At 58.6% G+C, this 20,727-nt stretch carries 17 protein-coding genes and 1 pseudogene; 9 read left to right on the forward strand and 9 right to left on the reverse strand.

Features of this window, described 5'->3' with window-relative positions; genetic code table 11:
* Positions 1–220: pseudogene (locus NE637_RS11195) on the reverse strand (dissimilatory-type sulfite reductase subunit alpha); the annotation flags it as partial.
* Positions 221–792: 572 nt separating this feature from the next.
* On the opposite strand from NE637_RS11195, the gene NE637_RS11200 reads away from it, so the two are divergent.
* From NE637_RS11200 to NE637_RS11210, 3 genes are read left to right on the forward strand one after another with little or no spacing between them, the layout of a single operon-like run.
* A complete protein-coding gene (locus tag NE637_RS11200) occupies positions 793–1,062 on the forward strand; it encodes a hypothetical protein (RefSeq protein ID WP_022658936.1) in 270 nt (89 codons plus the stop codon).
* Positions 1,059–2,057 carry a hypothetical protein gene (locus NE637_RS11205; protein WP_227118764.1) on the forward strand — a complete coding sequence of 333 codons (999 nt, stop codon included), beginning with the start codon at positions 1,059–1,061 and terminating at the stop codon, positions 2,055–2,057. Before NE637_RS11200 ends, NE637_RS11205 begins: the two co-directional genes overlap by 4 nt.
* Positions 2,048–2,758, forward strand: a complete 711-nt coding sequence (locus NE637_RS11210) for a septal ring lytic transglycosylase RlpA family protein (protein WP_027180843.1) — start codon at positions 2,048–2,050, stop codon at positions 2,756–2,758. Before NE637_RS11205 ends, NE637_RS11210 begins: the two co-directional genes overlap by 10 nt.
* A 255-nt stretch (positions 2,759–3,013) precedes the next feature.
* On the opposite strand, the gene NE637_RS11215 is transcribed toward NE637_RS11210, so the two are convergent.
* Positions 3,014–4,036 (reverse strand): NAD-dependent epimerase/dehydratase family protein, encoded by a 1,023-nt coding sequence (locus NE637_RS11215; RefSeq protein WP_227118765.1) that lies wholly within the window; start codon positions 4,034–4,036, stop codon positions 3,014–3,016.
* 226 nt (positions 4,037–4,262) lie between these two features.
* Between NE637_RS11215 and NE637_RS11220 the strand changes: the two genes are divergently transcribed.
* Both NE637_RS11220 and NE637_RS11225 read left to right on the forward strand, forming a co-directional pair.
* Positions 4,263–5,420, forward strand: a complete 1,158-nt coding sequence (locus NE637_RS11220; protein WP_227118766.1) for a glycosyltransferase family 4 protein — start codon at positions 4,263–4,265, stop codon at positions 5,418–5,420.
* Positions 5,417–6,766, forward strand: a complete 1,350-nt coding sequence (locus NE637_RS11225) for a sugar transferase (protein ID WP_192113058.1) — start codon at positions 5,417–5,419, stop codon at positions 6,764–6,766. Before NE637_RS11220 ends, NE637_RS11225 begins: the two co-directional genes overlap by 4 nt.
* Positions 6,767–6,855: 89 nt before the next feature.
* On the opposite strand, the gene NE637_RS11230 is transcribed toward NE637_RS11225, so the two are convergent.
* From NE637_RS11230 to NE637_RS11260, 7 genes are all read right to left on the reverse strand, one after another.
* Complete coding sequence (locus NE637_RS11230) at positions 6,856–9,912, reverse strand: EAL domain-containing protein (protein WP_227118767.1); 3,057 nt, start codon at positions 9,910–9,912, stop codon at positions 6,856–6,858.
* A gap of 339 nt (positions 9,913–10,251) precedes the next feature.
* Positions 10,252–10,659 (reverse strand): (deoxy)nucleoside triphosphate pyrophosphohydrolase, encoded by a 408-nt coding sequence (locus tag NE637_RS11235; protein ID WP_192113060.1) that lies wholly within the window; start codon positions 10,657–10,659, stop codon positions 10,252–10,254.
* Between the two features lie 121 nt (positions 10,660–10,780).
* The gene (locus NE637_RS11240) at positions 10,781–12,781 is read right to left on the reverse strand and encodes an ATP-binding cassette domain-containing protein (RefSeq protein ID WP_227118768.1); all 2,001 of its coding nucleotides are present in this window, start codon (positions 12,779–12,781) and stop codon (positions 10,781–10,783) included.
* The gene (locus NE637_RS11245; RefSeq protein WP_215647564.1) at positions 12,778–13,863 is read right to left on the reverse strand and encodes an NAD-dependent epimerase/dehydratase family protein; all 1,086 of its coding nucleotides are present in this window, start codon (positions 13,861–13,863) and stop codon (positions 12,778–12,780) included. The genes NE637_RS11240 and NE637_RS11245 overlap by 4 nt, the downstream gene beginning before the upstream one ends.
* A gap of 2 nt (positions 13,864–13,865) precedes the next feature.
* On the reverse strand, positions 13,866–14,996 hold the full coding sequence (locus NE637_RS11250) for a hypothetical protein (RefSeq protein ID WP_227118769.1): 1,131 nt from the start codon (positions 14,994–14,996) through the stop codon (positions 13,866–13,868).
* Positions 14,997–14,998: 2 nt separating this feature from the next.
* The gene (locus tag NE637_RS11255; RefSeq protein ID WP_227118770.1) at positions 14,999–15,925 is read right to left on the reverse strand and encodes a dihydroorotate dehydrogenase; all 927 of its coding nucleotides are present in this window, start codon (positions 15,923–15,925) and stop codon (positions 14,999–15,001) included.
* 177 nt (positions 15,926–16,102) lie between these two features.
* Positions 16,103–16,912 (reverse strand): iron-sulfur cluster-binding protein, encoded by an 810-nt coding sequence (locus tag NE637_RS11260; protein ID WP_192113064.1) that lies wholly within the window; start codon positions 16,910–16,912, stop codon positions 16,103–16,105.
* A 200-nt stretch (positions 16,913–17,112) separates the two neighbouring features.
* Between NE637_RS11260 and NE637_RS11265 the strand changes: the two genes are divergently transcribed.
* The 4 genes from NE637_RS11265 (at position 17,113) to NE637_RS11280 (ending at position 20,694) form a co-directional block, all read left to right on the forward strand.
* A complete protein-coding gene (locus NE637_RS11265; RefSeq protein ID WP_227118771.1) occupies positions 17,113–18,186 on the forward strand; it encodes a M24 family metallopeptidase in 1,074 nt (357 codons plus the stop codon).
* Positions 18,187–18,195: 9 nt separating this feature from the next.
* Positions 18,196–18,741, forward strand: coding sequence for a shikimate kinase AroL (aroL, locus tag NE637_RS11270; protein ID WP_192113066.1), 546 nt, complete (start codon positions 18,196–18,198; stop codon positions 18,739–18,741).
* A 36-nt stretch (positions 18,742–18,777) separates the two neighbouring features.
* On the forward strand, positions 18,778–19,848 hold the full coding sequence (locus NE637_RS11275; RefSeq protein ID WP_215647471.1) for a glycosyltransferase: 1,071 nt from the start codon (positions 18,778–18,780) through the stop codon (positions 19,846–19,848).
* Between the two features lie 426 nt (positions 19,849–20,274).
* Complete coding sequence (locus NE637_RS11280) at positions 20,275–20,694, forward strand: F0F1 ATP synthase subunit B (protein WP_192113068.1); 420 nt, start codon at positions 20,275–20,277, stop codon at positions 20,692–20,694.
* Positions 20,695–20,727 lie beyond the last annotated feature (33 nt).

The raw sequence follows: 20,727 nt of genomic DNA on the forward strand, positions 1-20,727 counted from the left end.
ACACACCCACGATGCCGCCGTGCTTCCAGTGTGTTTCCATTTCGTTGTAGGAAAGTTCAAGCACACCCAGAAGGTCTTCAGGGCAGTCCACAGGGATCTGATAGTCAAGACCCTTGGGATTCTGGGCCCGAGAGGCCGCCTCCTGTTTGATGTCGGACACAAAGCTCGGCCAAGGGCCGCTTTCAAGCTGGTCCAACAAGGGGGTTGCATGTTTCGCCATTGCCATACCTCCACATGGTTTGTTTGTATCACGCGCTCGCGTGACGTGCCGGTCAACTGCGGCGATCCGGTGCGGCAATCCGGGGTACAGGCGCGAAATCGCTGCCCGTGCATGGCGGGGATACTCCCCCCAGCACACGCATGAAGGTAAAACCTGCATGCGCCCGCCCCGTAAAATCGGGACGCCCCAAGGGATCGCGGATAACGGACGTGCAAGGGCCACCGACCGTCAGGCCGCAACGCGGTCAAAACACTGATTAGCCCATTTTCCACTTAATGACAACCGGGGCGGCATGATATACGCAAAAGGCGCAAGAATACCCGGCGATCAAGGCTTTGCGACACAATGCACGTGAGCACAGTATGCCAAAATCATTACTTTAGGCGAGACGTGCGGGCATTTTTTTACGTAAAAAAGCAACTTTTTTCTTAAATATTGTACTATTTTTCACAACATTACCGCACAGCCTTGGCAAAGTACTTTCTTGCGCGTATGATCAAAATGGAATGTGCGGATGCGCCGCACCAACAACGGCCTCACACGGCCGCATATCCGCAAGGGTTATCATTATAATGAAAGACGAACTTGGACTGTACTATCACCCGCAGGCGGGCAATGCCCTTTCGCGCGTCTACGTGCGCCGCGGGCCTGACGGCGAGGTTGAATTTCGCCTCTGGCGCGCCGACCATCCCGAAGTGTGGGAGCGTCACCCCTGGCTGAGCATGGCTGTGGTGCGCAGTGCCGCGCGCATGTATCAGCAAGAACGCAATGCCGAATCTGACCCCCTGCTGCTGTACGACATCGCCGTGGCCCGCGCCCTGCTCCAGGAGGACGAAGCGTGAACGGACGCTGGCTGCTGGCCAACCGCGATTTTCTCGTCCGCGACCTGGTGCGCGACTATTGCACCGTTTACAGCCTGCTGGCCGACCAGCGCCGCCGCTTTGACGTGGACGGAGCCGTTTCTTACACAGCCTTGCGCGACCTTTTGGGCGAGGCCATGCGCAAGGGGGTTTTCTGGCGACTCAAAGACACGGCCCATCACCTTTTCCGTAACAGCCCCGGCATAGAGGCCATGGCCCCCGGCGGCATGCCGCCGCTGGAGCTGCCGTTGCCGGAAGAACCCGCCGATGAAAACGGCAATGCCGCAGAGATGGCGCAGATCACCGCGCTGCGTCGCCATGCGGACAGCGTGTTGCCTGGTGGCGCGCAGGCCCAGAAGGCTTTTGAAACCCTCATTGACTGGTGCATTGGCTACGCCTTTCACGAATGCGCCAAACTGAAGGAAGACGCCTTTCAGGGCCAGCACTACGCCAACCGGCTTATTCAGATTTCGCGCAGGCCCGGGGTTACGGCAGACATGTACAACCCCTTGCGCGGCCTTGGCGGGCAAACCTCTGAAAGCTCCTCGCGCGAACTTTCGCGCATCATGCACGTTCTGGCCCACGGGTTGCGGCTTCTCACAAGCTATCTGGCGGTCGAGCGGCACAACGCCCATCTGGCGCGCTGGCTTGCCACAGAAGAAGATTTTGCCCGCCAGGTCTTTGGCGCGGGTTACGAGCACCTTCTGGCTTCGCTCTTCGGCAACGACAGGGAACGCCTCTACCTTCTGGCTGCCAGGGATTTTCTCAATGCAGGCCGCCGCAATCCGGCGCTGGCCCTGCTCGCGCGCGCGCGCGATGGCGGGAGCCTTGGGCGGGAGGGCCTTGCCCTGCTGCACGAACTGGAATGCGCCGCCGCGTCAGAGGCCGACTGCTCCGGGCTTTGCGCCGCCTGCGGCAAAAAGAACACACTCCCCTGCCTGCCCTACCTGAGCAGTCAGGGCCGCGGATGTGCATGACGGTCAGACCGCTTCTTATTTTTCTTGTTGCCCTGCTTTGCGCCGCGCTCCTGAGCGGCTGTGGTTCTCGCTCCTGGCGCAAGGGCGGGGTTCCCGGCAGCCGCCCTTATACTGTGCGCGGCAAGACCTACTATCCCCTCAAGTCAGCCAATGGCTTTGTGGAAGAAGGCACGGCCTCATGGTACGGGCCAGGTTTCCACGGCAAAACCACGGCCAATGGCGAGACCTACAACCAGTACGCCATGACGGCGGCCCACAAACTGCTGCCCCTGGGCACCAAGGTGCGCGTCACCCACATGGGCAACGGGCGCTCCATCATTGTGCGCGTCAACGACCGTGGGCCTTTTGTGGACGACCGCGTCATTGACCTCTCCCGCGCTGCGGCCAGCCGCCTGAACATCCTTGGCCCCGGAACGGCGCGCGTGCGCATTCAGAGCATGGGCGGCGTTGAGCGCATGAAAGAAGACGGCGACCTCACCGGGGCTTTTTATGTTCAGGTGGGGGCATTTGCCGACAGGGTGAACGCCGACAACCTCATCAACATCCTTTCCCAGACCGGCAAACGAGGACGCCTCATTTACGGCAGCAACAACATGTGGAATGTGCAGGTGGGGCCGTGGCCCGATTCTTTCGGGGCGCAGCAAGAGCTTGATATTTTCCGCGCCATGTATCCCGGCGCTTTTGTAGTGGGTGACAATTAGGGACAGTGTATAATTGTTCTTTTGCCCTCTGGCTGCGTCAGAAAGCCTTTTTTACTCCGGTCGAGTACTCTCATGTACACTCCTTCGTAAAAAAGGCTTATCTTCCTTGCCAGAGAACAAAAAAATCAATTATACACTATCCCTAAACAATTTTTGCGGCAACCGCTCCTGCGCAGCTTTCAAATTAACTCCAGCCTTGGGCAGCAAAAAACCCCGCTTGCGCGGGGTTTCATATTTCTGAAATGAGATCGGCTGCTACAGGTTGGCTGCGTACCAGTCGCCCGCGAGGCGCAGGCCCTGGCGCACGTCAAACTGGGGACCGTAGCCCAGCAGTTTTTCTGCGCGGCTGATATCGGCAAGGGAGTGTCGCACATCACCAGCGCGGAAGTCGCGATGCACACATTCGGCGCTCATGACTTCGGGCTTGTGGCGGGCAACTTCTTCCTTGATGAGATCAAAAAGCTCATTCAGGGTGGTGCGCTGGCCAAAGGCCACGTTGTAAATCTTGTTGGTGGCTTCGCCCTGGGCAAAGCTGGCAAGCAGATTGGCCTGCACAACGTTGTCGATATAGCAGAAGTCGCGGCTGGTTTCGCCATCGCCGTTCACAAAAACGGTTTCCTTCTTGATAAGGCTTGCGAACCACTGGGGAATAACAGCGGCATACGCGCCGTAAGGATCCTGGCGCTGGCCGAACACGTTGAAATACCGCAGGCCAACACTGGAGAACCCATAGCAGCGGTTGAACACGTCCGCATACAGTTCGTCCACGTACTTGGTGACAGCGTAAGGGGAAAGCGGGCTGCCGATCTTGTCTTCCACCTTGGGCAGTTCGGGCGAATCACCGTAGGTAGAGGAAGAAGCGGCGTACACAAAACTCTTCACGCCCGCATCGCGCGCGGCCACAAGCATGTGCAGATAGCCGGTGATATTGCAGCTGTTGGACAACAGCGGGTCGTCAATGGAACGCGGCACAGAACCGAGGGCCGCTTCGTGCAGAACATGCTGCACGCCCTTGCAGGCGGCGTGGCAGGTGTCGATATCGCGAATGTCGCCTTCGATGAAGGTAAACCGACTCCATGCTTCTGGACCAACGATGTCGCGCACCATGTCCAGATTTTTCTGGTAGCCGGTAAGAAAGTTGTCCAGACCAACCACGGTCTGCCCAAGTTTCAGCAGATGTTCCAGCAGGTTGGAGCCAATAAAGCCCGCAACGCCGGTGATAAGCCAACGCGAAGGCTGGGCAGTCATGGACTTGGTAAGATCAGAATACGCGCTCATTTTTGCGTCCTGTTTTCAGATTTCCGGCCTGCGCCAAGGCTGATTCCCGGGCAGCAGAACCATCGCTCTTTTACCCTGTAGCAGCGCGACTGTAAAGCCGCGATGGCCTGCGCCTCCTATATATGCAAAAGCTCCTCCCCTTTTCATAGCACGGTTGTAGTGCTATAGACTTGCGCATGCGACACAAGCCCGCAGGGCAAGCGCCGAACAAGGGAGAGCGCCGAGCATGAAGATCATTGTTCTGGGCAACCAGACCAAAGCCATGAGCAACTTCTGGAGCGTGTTGATCCGGCACATGCGCAAGGCCGGGCACGAGGTAGTTTGCTGCGCCCCGCCAGGCGATGCCGATGCTGAGGCGGCACTGGCCGCTCAGGGCGCGCGCCTGCGCCACTATTCGCTGGACAGAAAGGGGCTGAACCCCCTGAGCGACCTGCGCACCACGCGGGAACTGTTCAGCCTTTTCAGGGACGAAAAGCCAGACCTGCTTTTCGCCTCCACCATCAAGCCCGTGATCTACGGCTGCATGGCGGCAAGAGCTGCTGGGGTGCCCCACGTTTATGCCACCATCACCGGCCTTGGCTATGCCTTTGAGGCTGATAACTTCTTCAAGAAATGCGTCAACCGCCTGGGCCGCCTGCTATACCGCGTGGCGCTTTCGGGCGCGGAAGGCATTTTTTTTCAGAATCAGGACGACATAAAGGTTTTCCGCCAGTCGGGCATCCTTGGCCGCAACGCACGGGTGCTTACAGCGCGCGGCACCGGGGTGGACACAAAGCGCTTTGCCCCCTGCCCCTTGCCCGGCTATTCCGCCGATGGCCGCCTCAGCGGATCGCCTGTTTTTCTGCTGGTGGCGCGCCTGCTTGAAGCCAAGGGCTTGCCGGAATATGCCGAAGCCGCGCGCCTGCTCAAGGCCCGGTACCCTGATGCCCGCTTTCAGGTGCTCGGCCCACCGGAAAAAGGCCTCGGCAGCGTGAGCATGGAACAGATGGATGCATGGCAGAATCAGGGCTGCATAGAATACCTTGGTGAAACACGCGACGTACGCCCCTATGTGGCTGCCGCCCATGTGCTTGTGCTGCCCTCTTGGCGTGAGGGAACACCGACCTCTATTATGGAGGGAATGAGCATGGGTCGCCCCGCTGTGGTCACGGACGCCCCCGGCTGCCGCGAGGTTGTGCGCGATGGCGTCAACGGCTATCTTGTGCCGGTACGCAATCCGCGGGCGCTGGCAGGCGCTATGGAATCCTTCATCACCAGTCCTGAAAGCATTGCCCGTATGGGGCAGGCCGGACGGGAACTGGCCCTGAGTGAATTTGACGCCGAAAAAGTGGCCGCGCGCATTCTTGAAGACATGCGCGTGCCCGCCATTGAGGATACCCTATGATAAGCACATACCGCATGGCCATGCTGCAGGTTCTGGATCTCGTCTGCATTTTGCTGGCACTCAGCATTACCGGCTTTCTGACGGTCGAATCCGATCTGAGCATTTTCCACGACTATACGGGCGCTACGCTCTTTACCATTTTCTTTTACATGCTCTTTTTTTACATCCTTGATGCGTACAGCGTGGGCAACGAGGACTTCAAGGAGACCGTGGGGCGTGTGCTGGTAGCCTGCCTGCTTGGCATTGTTTCTTCGGCCACCGCTTCTTACGCCTTCCAGCACTGGCGTTTTGACCGCGAAACCGTGGCCATGCTTTTTGCCCTTTCGCTGGCATTTTCTCTGGGTTGGCGCTGGATTTACCACCTCAATGCCGAAAGGCTCACCCATCCCCTGCGCATTTTGCTGGTGGGGGTGGACCGCGCGGGCAAGGTGCGCCAGTTGCTGGCAGAGGGGCTGCCCAAGGCCGAAATTCTTGGCTATGTGGGCGAGCGCGATCAGGGGCCTGATGCCGGACCCTGCCTTGGTGCGCCCTTCATGGCTCTGGACATTGCCAAAGAAAAACAGGCGACCATGATCCTGCTGCTGCCCGATGCACCCATTGACGACGACATCGCCCATGATCTGCTGGAAGCAAAGTTGCGCGGCAGCATGGTGGTGGATATCCGCAGTTTCTACGAGCACGTGGTGCAGCGCCTGCCGCTCTCGCAGATCAATGATGAATGGCTGTTGCAGACCGAAGGCTTTTCGCTGAACACGCGCGGCTCGTTGCGCAGGCTCAAGCGCGCCCTCGATGTGCTGATTTCGCTGCTCCTGCTCATTCCCGCAGCACCCATCATGCTGCTGACCGCCATTGTGGTGCGGCTGGAATCGCCCGGCCCGGTCATTTACAAACAGGATCGAGTGGGCCTTTTTGAAAAGGAATTTACGGTCTACAAGTTCCGCTCCATGCGCGCAGACGCTGAAAAAAACGGAGCCGTATGGGCCAGCGCCCATGACGCGCGCGTGACAAAGTTCGGCAAGTTCATCCGCAAGGTGCGCATAGACGAACTGCCCCAGATCTGGAACATCCTGAAGGGCGACATGAGTTTTATCGGCCCGCGCCCCGAGCGCATGGCCTTTGTGACCAAGCTCAAGGAAACCATACCCTACTACAGCCTGCGGCATACGGTTAAGCCGGGTCTCACCGGCTGGGCGCAGGTGTGTTATCCTTACGGCGCGTCAGAAGACGATGCCCGCCGTAAACTGGAATATGACCTGTACTACATCAAGAACATGTCCATTCTGCTGGACATAAATATCGTGTTCAAGACGGTCGGCGTTGTGCTCTTCCCCAAGGGAGCGCGCTAGTCCGCGCCTGAAAGCGCACACGCTGCAAATGCCAAAGCCCCGCAGGATAATCCCGCGGGGCTTTTTACTGCCCTTGAAAGGCAGGCCGACTAGGCCATAACCGCCGCAATACTCTCGGCAGATCCTTTCAGATAGGTTGCAAAATCGCTGCCGCTGAGCGCCTGGGAAAAGATATAGCCCTGGATGGCGCTGCAACCATTCTCTGCCAGGAAGTCAATTTGCTCCCTTGTTTCAACGCCTTCGGCCACTGTTGCCATGCCAAGGCCGGAGGCGAGAGTCAGCACGGTTTTGACAAGTTCGTTGGAGGCATTGAGCGGTGCGTTAATGCCGTCAATGAACGACTTGTCGATTTTCAGGCTGGCGATGGGCATGGTGTGCAGATAGTACAGCGATGAATACCCGGTTCCAAAGTCATCCAGATATATCTGTATTCCTTGCTCGCTCAAGGCCGCTATGCCCCGCGAGGCCTCCGCCATATTGGACATGAAGGCCGTTTCGGTGATTTCTATGCCCAGGTGCTCAGGGCGCACATCTTCCCGGCCCAGCACATCCAGCACATCGTCCACAAATGTTTCAGCAATGATGCTGCGCCCGGACATATTGACGGCCATGTGGACATTCCCCAGACCCTGCTCCCTCCATTCCCTCTGCTGCCGACACGCCTTGCGCAGTACGTACATGTCGAGCCGCCGCACAAGCCCTGTCTCTTCAGCCAGGGGGATAAACACAGAGGGAGGAATCCACATGCCGTCAGCGCGCTTCCAGCGCACCAGAGCTTCACAGCCAGCAACTGCGCCGTTGGCAATATCAATCTTGGGCTGGTAGTGCACCTCAAAGGCGGCACTGTCCATGGCGCGGAAAAGCTCAGTTTCCAGCGCCATGCGGTCATTGGCCGCCACGGTAAGGTCTTCTGTAAAGAACGTATGCGTGTTCTTGCCCTTGGCCTTGGCCCTGTACATGGCAAGGTCGGCGCTTTGCATCAGCGCCTCCACAGTTGTGCCGTCGCCGGGATAGCAGGCAATGCCAATACTTGCGCTAAGATAGATGGAATACTCGTCCACGTAAAAGCAGCGGTTCAACGAATGCAGCACATTGCTTGCCAGGGCCTCAAGCTGAATCTTCCCCTGCGCCTTGCCCACCACAATGACAAATTCATCGCCGCCGGTACGGGCCACGCAGTCATCCTGCCGGGCCAGATACGTCAGACGCTCCGCAGCCTGCCGCAAGAGCTTGTCGCCCAGTGAATGCCCGAAGCTGTCGTTCACCTGCTTGAAACGGTCAAGATCGATAAGCAGCACGCCTACCATGCCCCCGGATTCATGCACTTCTTGCATGGCGGCCATGAGCCGCGTTGCCACCAGGGCCTTGTTGGCAAGCCCTGTGAGCAGGTCATGGTTGGCCCTGTAGGCCAGTTCCCTCTCCATTGCCGAACGTTCCGAAATATCCAGCAGGGAAATGACTGACAGGCCGCTTTCAGGAACTTTTGCCCGGGTTACCAGCACATTGATGGTTTTTCCCGTGCTGCTCCGGATTTCTGCTTCGTATTTTTCACTGCCCCGTGTTGCAGAAGAGCCGAACGACAGCGGCGAATGCCCTTCGCCTTTGCCTAAAAATCTGGTTATGAAGAGCTTTCCTTCAATCTCATCCGGCGGCATGCCCACAAGGTTGGAAAATTCCGTATTTGTCAAAAATATCAGCCCGGTGCTGCTGATAACCGCCGTTGCCGTGCCGGTGTTCATGAACAGGGTCTTGTACCGCTCTTCTGAGCGTTGCAGCTCCTTACGCGTTGTTTCCAGATCCGTTATGTCCACAAATGATTCCAGAAAAATCTCTTCGCCCTTCATCTCAATGGCGCGCACGGATTTCACGATGGTTTTCATGGTGCCGTCCGCAGACGTCAACTGGCCGGCGAGCAGCTCGCCCTTGGGATTGCCTTTGCTCATGGGGCAGAGGTCCACCCCGCCGGGGCAGATAAATTCATGGCAGGGCCTGCCCACAATTTCATCGGCAGGCAGACCGATGAACTGTTGCGCAAAAGCATTGATGCTGCGCACTTTCAGGCTGCCTGGTTCAATGGTGATTACGCCAGCCTGAAGAGTATCCAGCGTCTGTTGCAAAAACTTTTCGTTGGATTGCAGGGCGTCGATCATGCTGTTTATCTTCAGGGAGAGGTCAAATATTTCGTCATCACCTTGAATATCAATTTTTTTCAGCGGCTCGCTGCTTTTTTCAATATGCTGTGCCTGCCGCTGCATGGAGAGAATGCGCCTGAGTATCTGCTTTTCTGTAAACACCAGGAACGCAATCAGCATACCCATGCCAGTAACAACAATCAGAATAAAATTCTGCAAAAACATACGCTTGCCAAGCTGGGCAATTTCCCGGCCTGTCACAAGCCGCAGGCAAAACGCCGCACAATCAAAAACATCGCGTACCACTGAATATGAATTGATGCTGCCGTCTTCGCGCACAATTTTGAAGGCGTTCAGATCATCCGCAGCCACGGGCAGGCTGTTGAACGCTTCCACCGGCAGCACCGTAAAGCGCAGCAGGGTATCGTGTTCCACATCCTTTATAAAATCCGCATCAATGGCGCGGGTCATAAAAACCACACCGTTGGCGGGCAGCAGCATGGCCGTATCGCGGATTTTCTGGGCCGCAACAAGATGCGGCACAGAACCAATCATCATGATCCCTGCAAGACCTTCTTCCGAACTGCCCTCAAGCCTGTTGACCAGTTGCTCGTAAAGGCGTTGCACCTCGGCTGTATGCCCAGGCTTGCGCCAGCCCGCATCGTCTTCAACCATATGTACATTTACGGCATCTCTGCTGACATAGGCAATGGACGACAGGTTCAACTTTGCCAGCATCTGCTGCCGCAGGTTGGTTCGGACAAACTCAGCATTATTGTCCTGCATGAACCGGTAGGCGTCATCCCAGCATGCCCAGTCCACCGCGATATGGCTTAGCTGTGTTTCCTGCGCATGGATGTGATTGCGCAACTGCTTCATTTTTTCGGCGGAACTGTTGCTCTCAATGGCGTCAACGCCGCGCACCACCACAAGCTCGGACGTGACGTAGGAAATAAGCACGAACAGCCCAACTATGGCGGCGCACACAATAAAGGAAAGCTGTTTTATACGCATAGATCACCTGCCCGGTGTGCGGGCCTGCCAAGGCAGGGCACCTGAGTGACATGCAAGGCCGCACGCCAACACCGTTTGGGAAGGGATAAAATGATGCGGCCGGGCTTGCAGGGCGTAGCCCGCCGTTCCGCTGACAGCATTCGCATAGCCTCTCCCGAATTTTTTGGAAAAAGCAGTGAGCAGTGGCGGTTTCGATAAATACTGATTTCAGGCTACCTTTTTGCGGGGAACATTTCCACCGCCAGTTGCAGCCTAATTCCCCTGCCCATAAAAAAAGCCCGCCATAGGCGGGCCGAAACAAAAAATATTCACTGCAGGGGAGGCACATCACACAAATTATCAAAGAATGCTCGGTTGCCTCGCTATGAGTTCTTCAAGCACCACGGCATCGGCAGGCAAAAATCCGAGGGCAAAGGCCTCCTGCGGCTCAACCCACCGCAGGTTTTGCCCTTCTTCGCCACAGGGTTCGCCCACGAATTCGGTGACATGAAAAAAATACAGCCGCACGCTGAAGCCGCGCTCCACATATTCATGGTCAAGGCTTTTCCAGAACACGACCTGCCGCACGCCCACGCCCAGCTCTTCTGCCAGTTCGCGTTTGAGGGCGTCTTCCGGACTTTCTCCGGCCTCGAGCTTGCCGCCGGGAAACTCCCAGTACCCTTCAAGAGGCTTGTCGCTGAGGCGCTGGCTGGCCAGAAACCTCTTGCCCCGCCAGATGATGCCCGCAGCTACTTCTATATGTTGCATGCCGCTCTCCACACCGGGCGCGAGGCCCTGGAGCAGTTTTGGGTGAAAACGTATTTATACTATTGCACCAAGCTCTTACGTCACGCAACGCCTTTGTGGGGGTTGCCGCGAAACCTGTCGGTCAATCCTGCTCCACGTTCCACTTTTCCCGCACAGCCGTCATGCCTTCTTCAAGCGTGGTCATTTCTTCCAGAATGGCTTCACTACGCTGCTTGCACGATTCAAAGGTCTTGAGCAGATCGCTGGAACGGGCGTGGTCGGCATACACATCCGGGTCGGCCAGTTGGCCTTCCACAAGGGCCTGCTGGTCAAGCACCGAGGCAAGCTCTGTTTCCAGCGCTTCGTAACGGTTTTGCAGGGGCTTCAGCTCCTTGTGCAGGGCATTGCGCCTGTCGGCCTGTTCGCGCTTGATGCGCTTCTGTTCATCGCGCGACAATGGCTGCGCGGCGGGCACGTCCGTCTGCCGGGCGCTGTTGCCCGATGCATTGGCGGCACTCTGGGGGCTTTCGCCCAAACCGTTCTGGCGGGCGCGGCGGTTTTCGTCATACGAGGCAAAGTCGGGGAATACGGTCAGCCCATTTTCATTGAGTTCCCAGGCTTCAGCCCCAACCTGCGAGAGCAGCCAGCGGTCATGCGCCACCATGAGCAGGGTTCCGTTAAACTTCTGTAGCGCGCTCACCAGGGCTTCGCGGCTTTCGAGGTCAAGATGGTTGGTGGGTTCGTCCAGCAACAGAAAGTTGCAGCGCTTCAAAAACAGCGTTGCCAGCACAAGGCGGCTTTTTTCGCCACCCGAAAGGGCGCTCACCTGCCGTTCAAAATAGTCCTGCCCCAGCATGAAGAGCCCGAGAACGCTCATCAGCTCTTCTTCCGTGGTGTGCGGATCTGAAAGACGGCGGATCTCGCCAAGCACAGTGGTATCGCCCCGCAAGGTGTCCATCTGATGCTGGGTGTAGTAGCCCATGCGCATCTGCGATGCCGTGACCATATTGCCGCCGCAGCGTTCCAGCGTGCCAGCCAGCAGCTTGAGCAGGGTGGACTTGCCGCAGCCGTTGTGCCCCACCAGCGCCACCCGCTGCCCACGGAACAGGGTCAGGGTCAGGGGCGGCCACATGGTTTTGCCATCGCCAAAATGAAATTCCAGATCCGCAGCAGACAGAACAATCTTTTCTGAATGCGGAGCTTCGGGCCAGCTGAAATTCAGATCCTTGCGCTTGGGTTCCGGTCTGTAGTCTTCCAGCTCTTTTTCGAGCTTTTTGGCCATCTTCATCCGGGAACCCGCCTGACGGGCCTTGGTGGCCTTGGCGCGAAAGCGCTCCACAAAGGCCATCTTGCGGTCAAGATCGTCCTTGAGGGCGCGGGCTTCACGCTCACGCTGGGCGTTGTATTCGTCCTGAAGGGTCAGAAACTGCGTGTAGGTGGCTTTGCGGAACACGGGCTTGGACAGCCCGAGGTAGAGAACGTGCGTGCCGACATTATCCATGAACACACGGTCGTGGGCCACAAATACCAGCGCGCCGCTGAAGTCCATGAGAAAGGATTCCAGCCATTCCACGGCTTCTACGTCGAGGTGGTTGGTGGGTTCGTCCAGCAGCAGCACATCGGCGCCGGCGGTAAGCACGCGGGCCAGCTTGGCGCGCTCGCGCCAGCCGCCGGAGAGTTCGCGCAGGGTTCGGTTCCACTTGTTTTCGGCAAAGCCCAGACCGGAAAGCACGGCCTTGGCCCGATGCTCGGGATTGTAGCCGTAGAGCGCCTCAAGCTCGCCCTGACGGTGCATCAGGGAGGTCAGGCGCGACTCGTCCTTACTGGCGGCGGCTTCTTCCCATTCGGCCCAAAAATCGCTCCAGTCGTGCAGCACGTCCAGTACATAGGCCAGCAGCGGCGTTTCGAGGGATTCCTCTGAAAGCTCCTGCTCCACAAAGCCAAGGCGGCAGCCGCGCGGCAGAATCACCCGCCCGCCGTCAGGGCTCTCCACCCCGGCCAGGAGGCGCAACAAGGTGGATTTACCCGTACCGTTGGGCCCGCAAACGCACAGCCGTACACCGGAATCCACTTCCAGCGAAAAGTTGCTGAGAATGTCCCGTCCGCCAAATGCCTTGGAAAGTTCCTGTATGGTGATCTTCACAACCAGCCCTCGCGGCGGTAGCCGTCGATGGCTTCGGTCATACCTGCCTCAAGGCTCACGCGCGGCGCAAAACCCAGTTCGCAGCAGATGCGGCTGTTGTCGCACAGCCACCCGGCCTGACGGGCTTCACGGTATTTGTCCAGATTCCAGGCCGGGGCGCGCCGCAGCCCACGCCCCAAAAGGCGGCGGGACACGGCATCGGCAGCCACGGCAAAGGCCGTAGACAGCCCGGCAGTACAAGCCATGACGGGCAAAGGCATGCGCACTACGCACACATTGCGGGGTGCGCGGCCAAGGGCCTTGTCCACCGCTGCGCCCATGACCCGGCAAAAGCCGGACATGGTATAGGCCTCGCCGTCACTCAGATGATAAACGCCGCTGGCTTCGGGTTTGCATGCGCACAGCACGGCCTGGGCCATGTCGTCCGCATGTACGGCGCTGACCGGGAACTCGCGTCCAGCGCCGGGGCTCACGGCCACATGGGCACGCATAACCCCCTGAAATACCGGCAGCAGGCCCTTGTCGCCCGAGCCATAAATGATGGGCGGGCGTAGGGTTACAAGACTTTGCCCAAGAGCGCGCCCAAGCACCTGCTCGGTAAGCATTTTTGACCAGCCATAGGCGGAAACCGGCGCAGGCGGCGTGGCATCGTCCACACCGGGGGCCGTGCCGCAGGGGCCGGTTGCCGCGAGGCTTGAAACCAGCACAAAGCGAAAGTCCGCCCCAAGGTTTCCAGCGCGGGCAAGGCTGGTTATTGCGCTGGCCATGCTGCGGGCGGCAAGGGCGTTGGCCCGCAGATAATCCTGCCAGCCAAGGCCAAAAAGCAGGGCCGCCATGTGGATGACCACATCCTTGCCGTGCAGGGCTTCTGCAAGCCCCTGCCCCGTGCTCAGATCGGCCTGGACTGTTTCCACGCCCGCAGGCAGATGCCCGGTGCGCGAGGCAGCCCGAGTGAGGCAGGTGACCTGCGCTCCGGCTTCCAGCAGTTGCGGCAGCAGATGCCGCCCCACAAAACCAGTGCCGCCCGTAAGCAGCACTTTTTTACCCGCCAAATGCGGTGTATATACGGCGCTTTCAGTCATGGTCACGACTGAATCTCCCTGCGATAGAGGCGGTAACGCTTGGTAAGCTGGCCCGAGAAATCTTCGAGCAGATCGTTGACGGGCGTGTTGTCTTCCAGCACCCAGGAACCCTCAACCCACTGAAAATGCGGGTGCTGACGCGCCTTTTCCAGCATGAAGTCGAGCAGCAGCAAGGGCAGGCCCATGAGGCGAAATTCTTCGCGAATACCAAAAAGAATGATGCGGTAGCCGCCGCGAATCTCTGCGCGGGACTGCCACCAGTGCCACAAAGCCGAGATGCCCAGCTTGCCGTTGAGCCGCCGCAAGAGCGGGGCCATGTCCGGCAGGGCCACCATGCCTGCGGCTGGTTCGTTATTGTGGAAGAACAGTACAAAAAATTCCGGATCAAGAACGCTTTTGAGCTCCTTGACGTGCTGTTCCGCCTCACCGTCAGAAAGGGGAGAAAAACCCCAGTTCTTGGCCCAGGACACCTTGTACAGCTCCAGCATGGCGCGGATATCCTCCGCCAGTGTGGCCTTGCTGGACGTACGGCAGGTAAAGCGCCCCTCGGCCTTGAGGCGCGTCACTTCCTCACTGAGCCATTCCGGCGGCGTAAGGCGCGAGCGCTCGATCTGGTAGGCGAAAAGATCCTGCTCCTTGCGCAGATGCCACGTTTCGAGCAGCTCAGCGTAATACGGCGGGTTCCAGGGCATCATGATGGTGGGCGCAAGGTCAAAGCCATGCACCAGCAGGCCGCAGGTATAGTTGGCCGAGGGATTCAGCGGCCCGCGCATAAAGCGCATGCCCTGCTCGGCCAGCCAGCCGTACGCCGCATCCAGCAGGGCGTGGGCGGCCTCGGGATCATTGGCGCACTCAAAAAAGCCGAAGGCCCCGCACTTTTCATTGGCATAGGCATTGTACTTTTCGTCCACAATGGCTGCTATGCGGCCAATGGCGCGGCCATCGCGCAGCACAAGAAAGAGTTCGCGTCGGGCGCTTTCCCAGAAGGGATGTTCACCGGGCGTGAGCAGTTCACGATCCTGACTTTTAAGGCCAGGCGTCCACAGGGAGCCACGTTCATACAGGCTCCACGGTAAATCCATGAACTGGTCAAATTCCTGCTTGGAGCGGGCGGGGATAACGGTAAGCGACATAGTTAGTCCAAATCCAGGCTGCCGCAATAAGCGCCCAGGTCTTCAATGCCCAGCTTTTCACACAGGGCGGGGAGTTCCTCTGCCAGGGCAAAGGCGCAGTCGGGCCGCATGAAGTTGCCCGTGCCAACCTGCACGGCGCGCGCGCCCACCAGCAAAAATTCCAGCGCGTCTTCGGCGGTGACAATGCCGCCCACACCGATAACGGGGATGTTCACGGCGCGGGCCACCTGCCACACGCAGCGCAGGGCCACGGGCTTGATGGCAGGGCCGGAAAGGCCACCCACCACGTTGGCCAGCGAGGGCTTGCGACTGTTCAGATCCACAGACATGCCGAGCAGCGTGTTGATGCACGAGATACTGTCCGCGCCCGCGTCTTCAACGCTCCGGGCCATAAGGGCGATATCCGTCACATTGGGCGAGAGCTTGACCATAACGTGCTTGCCCGGCGCGGCGCGGCGCACGGCAGCCGTGACCTGGGCGGCAAGCGCCGGATCCTGGCCAAACAGCACGCCGCCTTCCTTGACGTTGGGGCAGGAGACGTTCACCTCAAGGGCGGCAACGCCTTCTTCCGCATTGAGGCGGGCGGCAAGCTCGGCGAATTCCTCCACCGAACCGGCGTAAATATTGGCGATAACTGCTGTTTCCTGCCAGGGCAGGCGGGGGAGCTTGTCTTGGCAGAAAACCTCGACTCCGTCATTTTGCAGACCCACGGCGTTAAGCATGCCCGCGGTGGTTTCCACAATACGCGGCGTGGCGTTGCCCTGACGTGGCAACAGGGAAAGACCCTTGGCGACCAGACCGCCAAGCGAGGCAAGATCGCCGTAAGAGGCAAACTCCAGCCCGTAGCCGAAGGTGCCTGAAGCCGTGAGCACAGGGTTCTTAAGGGTCAGATCATGCGTCTGCCCCTTGAGTGTGACGGAAAGATCCATGCCGCTTTCTCCAGATTGCCGACATCCGGCATTTTGTGCGTGGCTTCGCCTGGCAAGACAGGCCCGCGCGTACCCACGCGCGACCGCCGGTTCGCCGGTGCGGCGCGCCATGGCCGTAACGGATGCCGCATGCGGGCGTTAACGTCGTTTCAGGAATCAAGGAAGGGCAGGCAAAACCTACAGTTCTACCTGATCCGACCAGAATACCGGGCCGTGGTTGCACACCTGCACCAGGCCTTCGCGCTTTGCTTCAACCGGCCAGGCTTCTGTGGTTTTGGTCACGCAGCCAAGGCATGCACCCACACCGCAGGCCATGCGGTTTTCAAGCGAAACCTGGCAGCGAACGCCAAGCTCGGCGGCAAACTTCTGCACGGTGCGCATAAAGGGGGTAGGCCCGCAGGCAAGCACAAGGCCCTTCTGCTCGGCGTATTCGCTCATGCGCTCCTGAATGGTAAAAATAAAATCGTCCAGATCGCCGGATTCCGCTTCGCGCAGGCTGTCCAGCGGCACGTGCTCGTTGATGCTGTCCACTGGATAGCAACTGATGTGCTCGCGGTGCCCAAAGAGCATGGACACATTCCACGGCTTGGGATGCTCGCTCACGTAGCCCACAAAGGGGACTATGCCCATGCCGCCTGCCAGCAGCAGGGTCGGAGTGTCCGGCTCAACGGCAAACCCGTTGCCCAGCGGCCCCCATACGCGAACCTTGTCGCCGGAGCGCAGCTCGGACATGCGCCTTGTGCCTTTGCCGCGCACCTGGAAAAAGCAGATCATATGCCGGGAGGTCATATGGCAGATGCCAAGAGGACGCGCCCAAGGGATATCCAGCCCGAAATTTCGGGGACGGATCATGACAAACTGCCCAGGCCGCCACCGAGTCCACTCGGGGCGGGAGAGGCGCAACGCAAAAAAGCGGCTTTCGTTGCCGGTCTGCCCAAAAGGCACAAGATCGAGAACATCAAGCTCGCAAGAAGATGTTTGTGACATGTCTATAATAATAGTCCTAGTTAGGTTCTAGGTCAACTGACCCCGCTACTCCAAGCCTCTTTGCTAATGTATACAAGAAGTGTATCAATTGTCCATTCTGACGGCCCTCCTTCCCACCATAATCCGCTCCGTTCAACCCTGTTAAATTTAACCTTTTCAGCCAGCCCTGCGCTGGGTATAGTGCCCGCAGGAGAATTTTTATGAGTGACATCTTCGCTTCCCGCCGTGAAAACCTCCGGCGTGCCATGCGCTTGCGCGGGCTTGACGCCATGCTCATCAGCCAGGCTGCCAACAGGTTTTATCTTTCCGGTTTTGAGCTGCATGATCCACAGTTTAACGAAAGCGCAGGCAGACTTGTCATCACATCTGATGGGCACGACTGGTTGGCAACAGACGGCCGCTATCTGGACGCAGCCTCACGCATCTGGGATCGCGAACGCATCTTTATATACGGCGGCAACGCAGCGCGCGAACTGCACGGATTGCTCAGGCGCTGCGGCAGCCGCATTGGCATTGAGGCCAACGGCGTCAGCCTCACCTTTGCCCGCGATCTGACTGACGCTGGCTCCGGCCTGTATTGCGAGGCGGCTGACGGCATGGTCGAGCGCCTGCGCCGCATCAAGGAACCCTGCGAAATCTCCGCGCTGGAAAAATCTTTTGCGCTCAACCACAAACTGATGAAATGGGTTGAGGGCCAGTTGGAGCCGGGACGCACAGAGGCCGACATAAGCTGGCTCATTGAGCGCTTTTTTCGCGAAAACGGCGCTTCGGAACTTGCTTTTGCCAACATTGTGGCCGTGGGCAAAAACGCCGCCCTGCCCCATGCCATCCCCGGTCAGGACGCTGTTACAGACAACTGCCCGGTTCTGGTCGATGTGGGCTGCCGCGTTGAGAACTACTGCTCTGACCAGACCCGCACCTTCTGGGTGGGTACGGCACCGACTGACGAGTTCCGCCGTGCGCTCGACCTTACCCGGCAGGCGCAGACGGCGGCCATAGAGGGCATGCGCCCCGGCATGCCTTTGCGCATGGCCTATGCGCTGGCGCATGATGTTTTTGCCAAAGCTGGCGTCGCCAATGCCTTTACGCACGGCCTCGGGCACGGCGTGGGCCTTGAAACCCACGAAGCACCCAGCCTTTCGCCCCGCGCTGAGGGTGTTCTGGAACCTGGCATGGTTGTGACCGTTGAGCCGGGGCTCTACTATCCTCAATGGGGCGGCATCCGCTGGGAATACACCGTGCTGGTTGAAAAAGACGGCGTCAGAATCCTTTAAGGAGGCGGCATGAGCATTCTCTTTCTGGTGGGCGCGCGGGCTTCGGGCAAAACAACCATCGGCAAGGCGCTTGCCAGAAGCCTCGGCCTGCCCTTTGCCGACACTGATCAGCATTTGCTGCACCGGGCGGGCCGTACTGTAGAGCAGATTGTGGCCGCAGAGGGCTGGCCCGGCTTCCGCAGCCGGGAAAGTCAGGCTTTGCAGGAAGTGGTGGACGCACACCCCGCTGGCTGCGTCGTTTCCACCGGGGGCGGCATGGTGCTGGCGGAAGAAAATCGCCGCCTCATGCGCCAACGCGGCATGGTTGTTTTTCTCGATGCCCCTGTGCAGACCCTTGCCGAAAGACTGAGCCGCAACCCTGTCAACAACCAGCGCCCTTCGCTAACCGGTAAGGGACTCATTGAAGAAATCGGCCAGATTCTGAACGAACGGCGGCATCTTTATGAACAAGCCGCGCACCACATAGTTGATGCATCGCGGCCCATGCCTGTTGTCTGCCAGCACATAGAGCAGCTCTTGCAGGAACGGAAGCCGCAGGACCACGCCAAGGCATGACCATACACTTCACCCTGCCCTCACTGTTTGCCTTCAATGGCTGATACCGATCGCATTTCATCCCAATTGCCAGCGCCGCTTGTATCCGTGGTGCTGCCAGCGTGGAATGCGGCCCGCACTCTGGGCGCAACCCTGCAAAGCCTGCTCGGGCAGCGCCCGGCCCCAGGCGCGCCCTTACCCGAATTTGAAATTATTGTTGCTGACGACGGATCCACCGACGACACCCCCGAGCTTCTGGAATACTGGGCAAGCCCCATCCGTTGCGGTCACAGATTGCGGGCACTGCACCTGCCGCACGGCGGCATTGTGGCAGCGCTTAATGCAGGGCTTGCCGTGGCGCGCGGTTCGTTTATAGCGCGCATGGATGCGGACGATACGGCGCATCCCTTGCGCATTGCCACGCAGGCCGCTCATCTTTTCAACAACCCGCAACTCAGCGTGTCGGCAACCTGCGTGGCTTTTGGCGGAGATCGCGCAACAGCACACGGCTTTGCCCACTTTGTGGACTGGCAGAACAGCCTGCTCACACATACCCAGATCAGCCGCGCACGTTTTCGGGATACGCCCCTGTGTCATCCCTCGGTCATGTTTCGCAGGGAATGCGTGGACAAATGGGGCGCGTACCGTGACGGCGACTTTGCCGAAGACTGGGAGATCTGGCTGCGCTGGCTCCACCACGGCGCGGTGATGGAAAAGCTGCCCCACGAAATGCTGGTGTGGAATGACGCTCCAACCCGCGCCACCCGGGCAGACAGCAGATACGCACGCGCGGCCTGCGACAGGCTGCGGGCACTATGGCTGGCCCGTTGGCTTGAGAAACACAACCCCTTTCATCCCCATGTTTGGGTAATCGGCGGCGGGCGCGTTGCCCGGCAACGGCTGGCCCCCTTGTGGCCGCTGGGGCCAAGGCCAGATGCCTACATTGATATTGATCCCAAAAAGATCGGCAATTGCGTAAACGGCATCCCTGTTCTGGCACGCAGTACGCTGCCCAAGCCCGGGCACTGCTGTATTCTCAATGCCCTCACGGCCCACGGCGCAGCAGAAGAAGCTGGTCAGTGGCTCTCGCACGCAGGGTATGAGCAGCAGGATTGGCTCCTGGTTTGATATATCCTTTTTTAATAATGCAGACCTGTTAAATCTGGTTTAACATTCGTTTGTGTCTTTCTGCGCAAGCGTTTTTCACTCAGTAGCACGCACTGTCCACTGCAATACTGCAACTATGGTACACTTTATTACACAATCCTCTGCTTCACGCGCTGCCACAACAAGCCGAGCACTTTATTTGTTTGTTTAAACAGCCAATATTGACGCACAGACATCACTGAGTTGATGCAGTAGACCAAAACAATCGACATAAAGACTGTTTTACACTCCGTGCAGCTTTGAGCACAAAGCTTGTGAAAAAAAAATTGCGGAGTTTGCGAAATTTGTCACCAATACCCTTTGACATAACAGGGCTGAGCAGATATCTTGCAAGGGCTTTATGTATTTTCAACTCCTTCAATCCGCAATTCACATGGAGGATGCGGCATGCTGGACCTAAACGTCACTCTTCTTTTTCAGCTGGCGAACTTCTTTATCGCCATTTATGTGCTTAACATCCTCCTGATTCGCCCCATCCGCGAAATCATCAAAAAGCGCAACGGCGTCATGGATGACATGGCCGAGGAAGCCGGTTCTTTCGAGTACCAGGCTGGCGAACGGCTCACCAACTATGAGGCCGAACTGGCCCGCGCCCGTCAGGACGCAGGCAGCAACCGTGAGGCTGGCCGCGCCGCTGGCGTGGCCGAACAGCAGAAGCTTGTGGGCGAAGCTCAGCAAAGCGCCCGCGATATTCTGGCTGAAACCCGCGCCTCGCTGCAGGCACAGGCTGCGGAAACCCTTGCTGCGTTGCGCAAGCAGGTGGGTGAATTTTCCACCCGTCTGGCCGACCGCCTCATCAAGGGCTAGCAAGCGGCGCTGACTCAGGCCTTTGCGGGCCGT

The organism is Desulfovibrio desulfuricans (assembly GCF_024460775.1).
Taxonomy (GTDB): Bacteria; Desulfobacterota; Desulfovibrionia; order Desulfovibrionales; family Desulfovibrionaceae; genus Desulfovibrio; species Desulfovibrio desulfuricans_E.

Coding starts and splice junctions, on each gene's coding strand:
- NE637_RS11200 (WP_022658936.1), top strand. CDS start 793: ATGAAAGACGAACTTGGACTGTACTATCACCCGCAGGCGGGCAATGCC.
- NE637_RS11210 (WP_027180843.1), top strand. CDS start 2,048: ATGTGCATGACGGTCAGACCGCTTCTTATTTTTCTTGTTGCCCTGCTT.
- NE637_RS11215 (WP_227118765.1), bottom strand. CDS start 4,036: ATGAGCGCGTATTCTGATCTTACCAAGTCCATGACTGCCCAGCCTTCG.
- NE637_RS11220 (WP_227118766.1), top strand. CDS start 4,263: ATGAAGATCATTGTTCTGGGCAACCAGACCAAAGCCATGAGCAACTTC.
- NE637_RS11225 (WP_192113058.1), top strand. CDS start 5,417: ATGATAAGCACATACCGCATGGCCATGCTGCAGGTTCTGGATCTCGTC.
- NE637_RS11230 (WP_227118767.1), bottom strand. CDS start 9,912: ATGCGTATAAAACAGCTTTCCTTTATTGTGTGCGCCGCCATAGTTGGG.
- NE637_RS11235 (WP_192113060.1), bottom strand. CDS start 10,659: ATGCAACATATAGAAGTAGCTGCGGGCATCATCTGGCGGGGCAAGAGG.
- NE637_RS11245 (WP_215647564.1), bottom strand. CDS start 13,863: ATGACTGAAAGCGCCGTATATACACCGCATTTGGCGGGTAAAAAAGTG.
- NE637_RS11250 (WP_227118769.1), bottom strand. CDS start 14,996: ATGTCGCTTACCGTTATCCCCGCCCGCTCCAAGCAGGAATTTGACCAG.
- NE637_RS11255 (WP_227118770.1), bottom strand. CDS start 15,925: ATGGATCTTTCCGTCACACTCAAGGGGCAGACGCATGATCTGACCCTT.
- NE637_RS11260 (WP_192113064.1), bottom strand. CDS start 16,912: ATGTCACAAACATCTTCTTGCGAGCTTGATGTTCTCGATCTTGTGCCT.
- NE637_RS11265 (WP_227118771.1), top strand. CDS start 17,113: ATGAGTGACATCTTCGCTTCCCGCCGTGAAAACCTCCGGCGTGCCATG.
- aroL (WP_192113066.1), top strand. CDS start 18,196: ATGAGCATTCTCTTTCTGGTGGGCGCGCGGGCTTCGGGCAAAACAACC.
- NE637_RS11275 (WP_215647471.1), top strand. CDS start 18,778: ATGGCTGATACCGATCGCATTTCATCCCAATTGCCAGCGCCGCTTGTA.
- NE637_RS11280 (WP_192113068.1), top strand. CDS start 20,275: ATGCTGGACCTAAACGTCACTCTTCTTTTTCAGCTGGCGAACTTCTTT.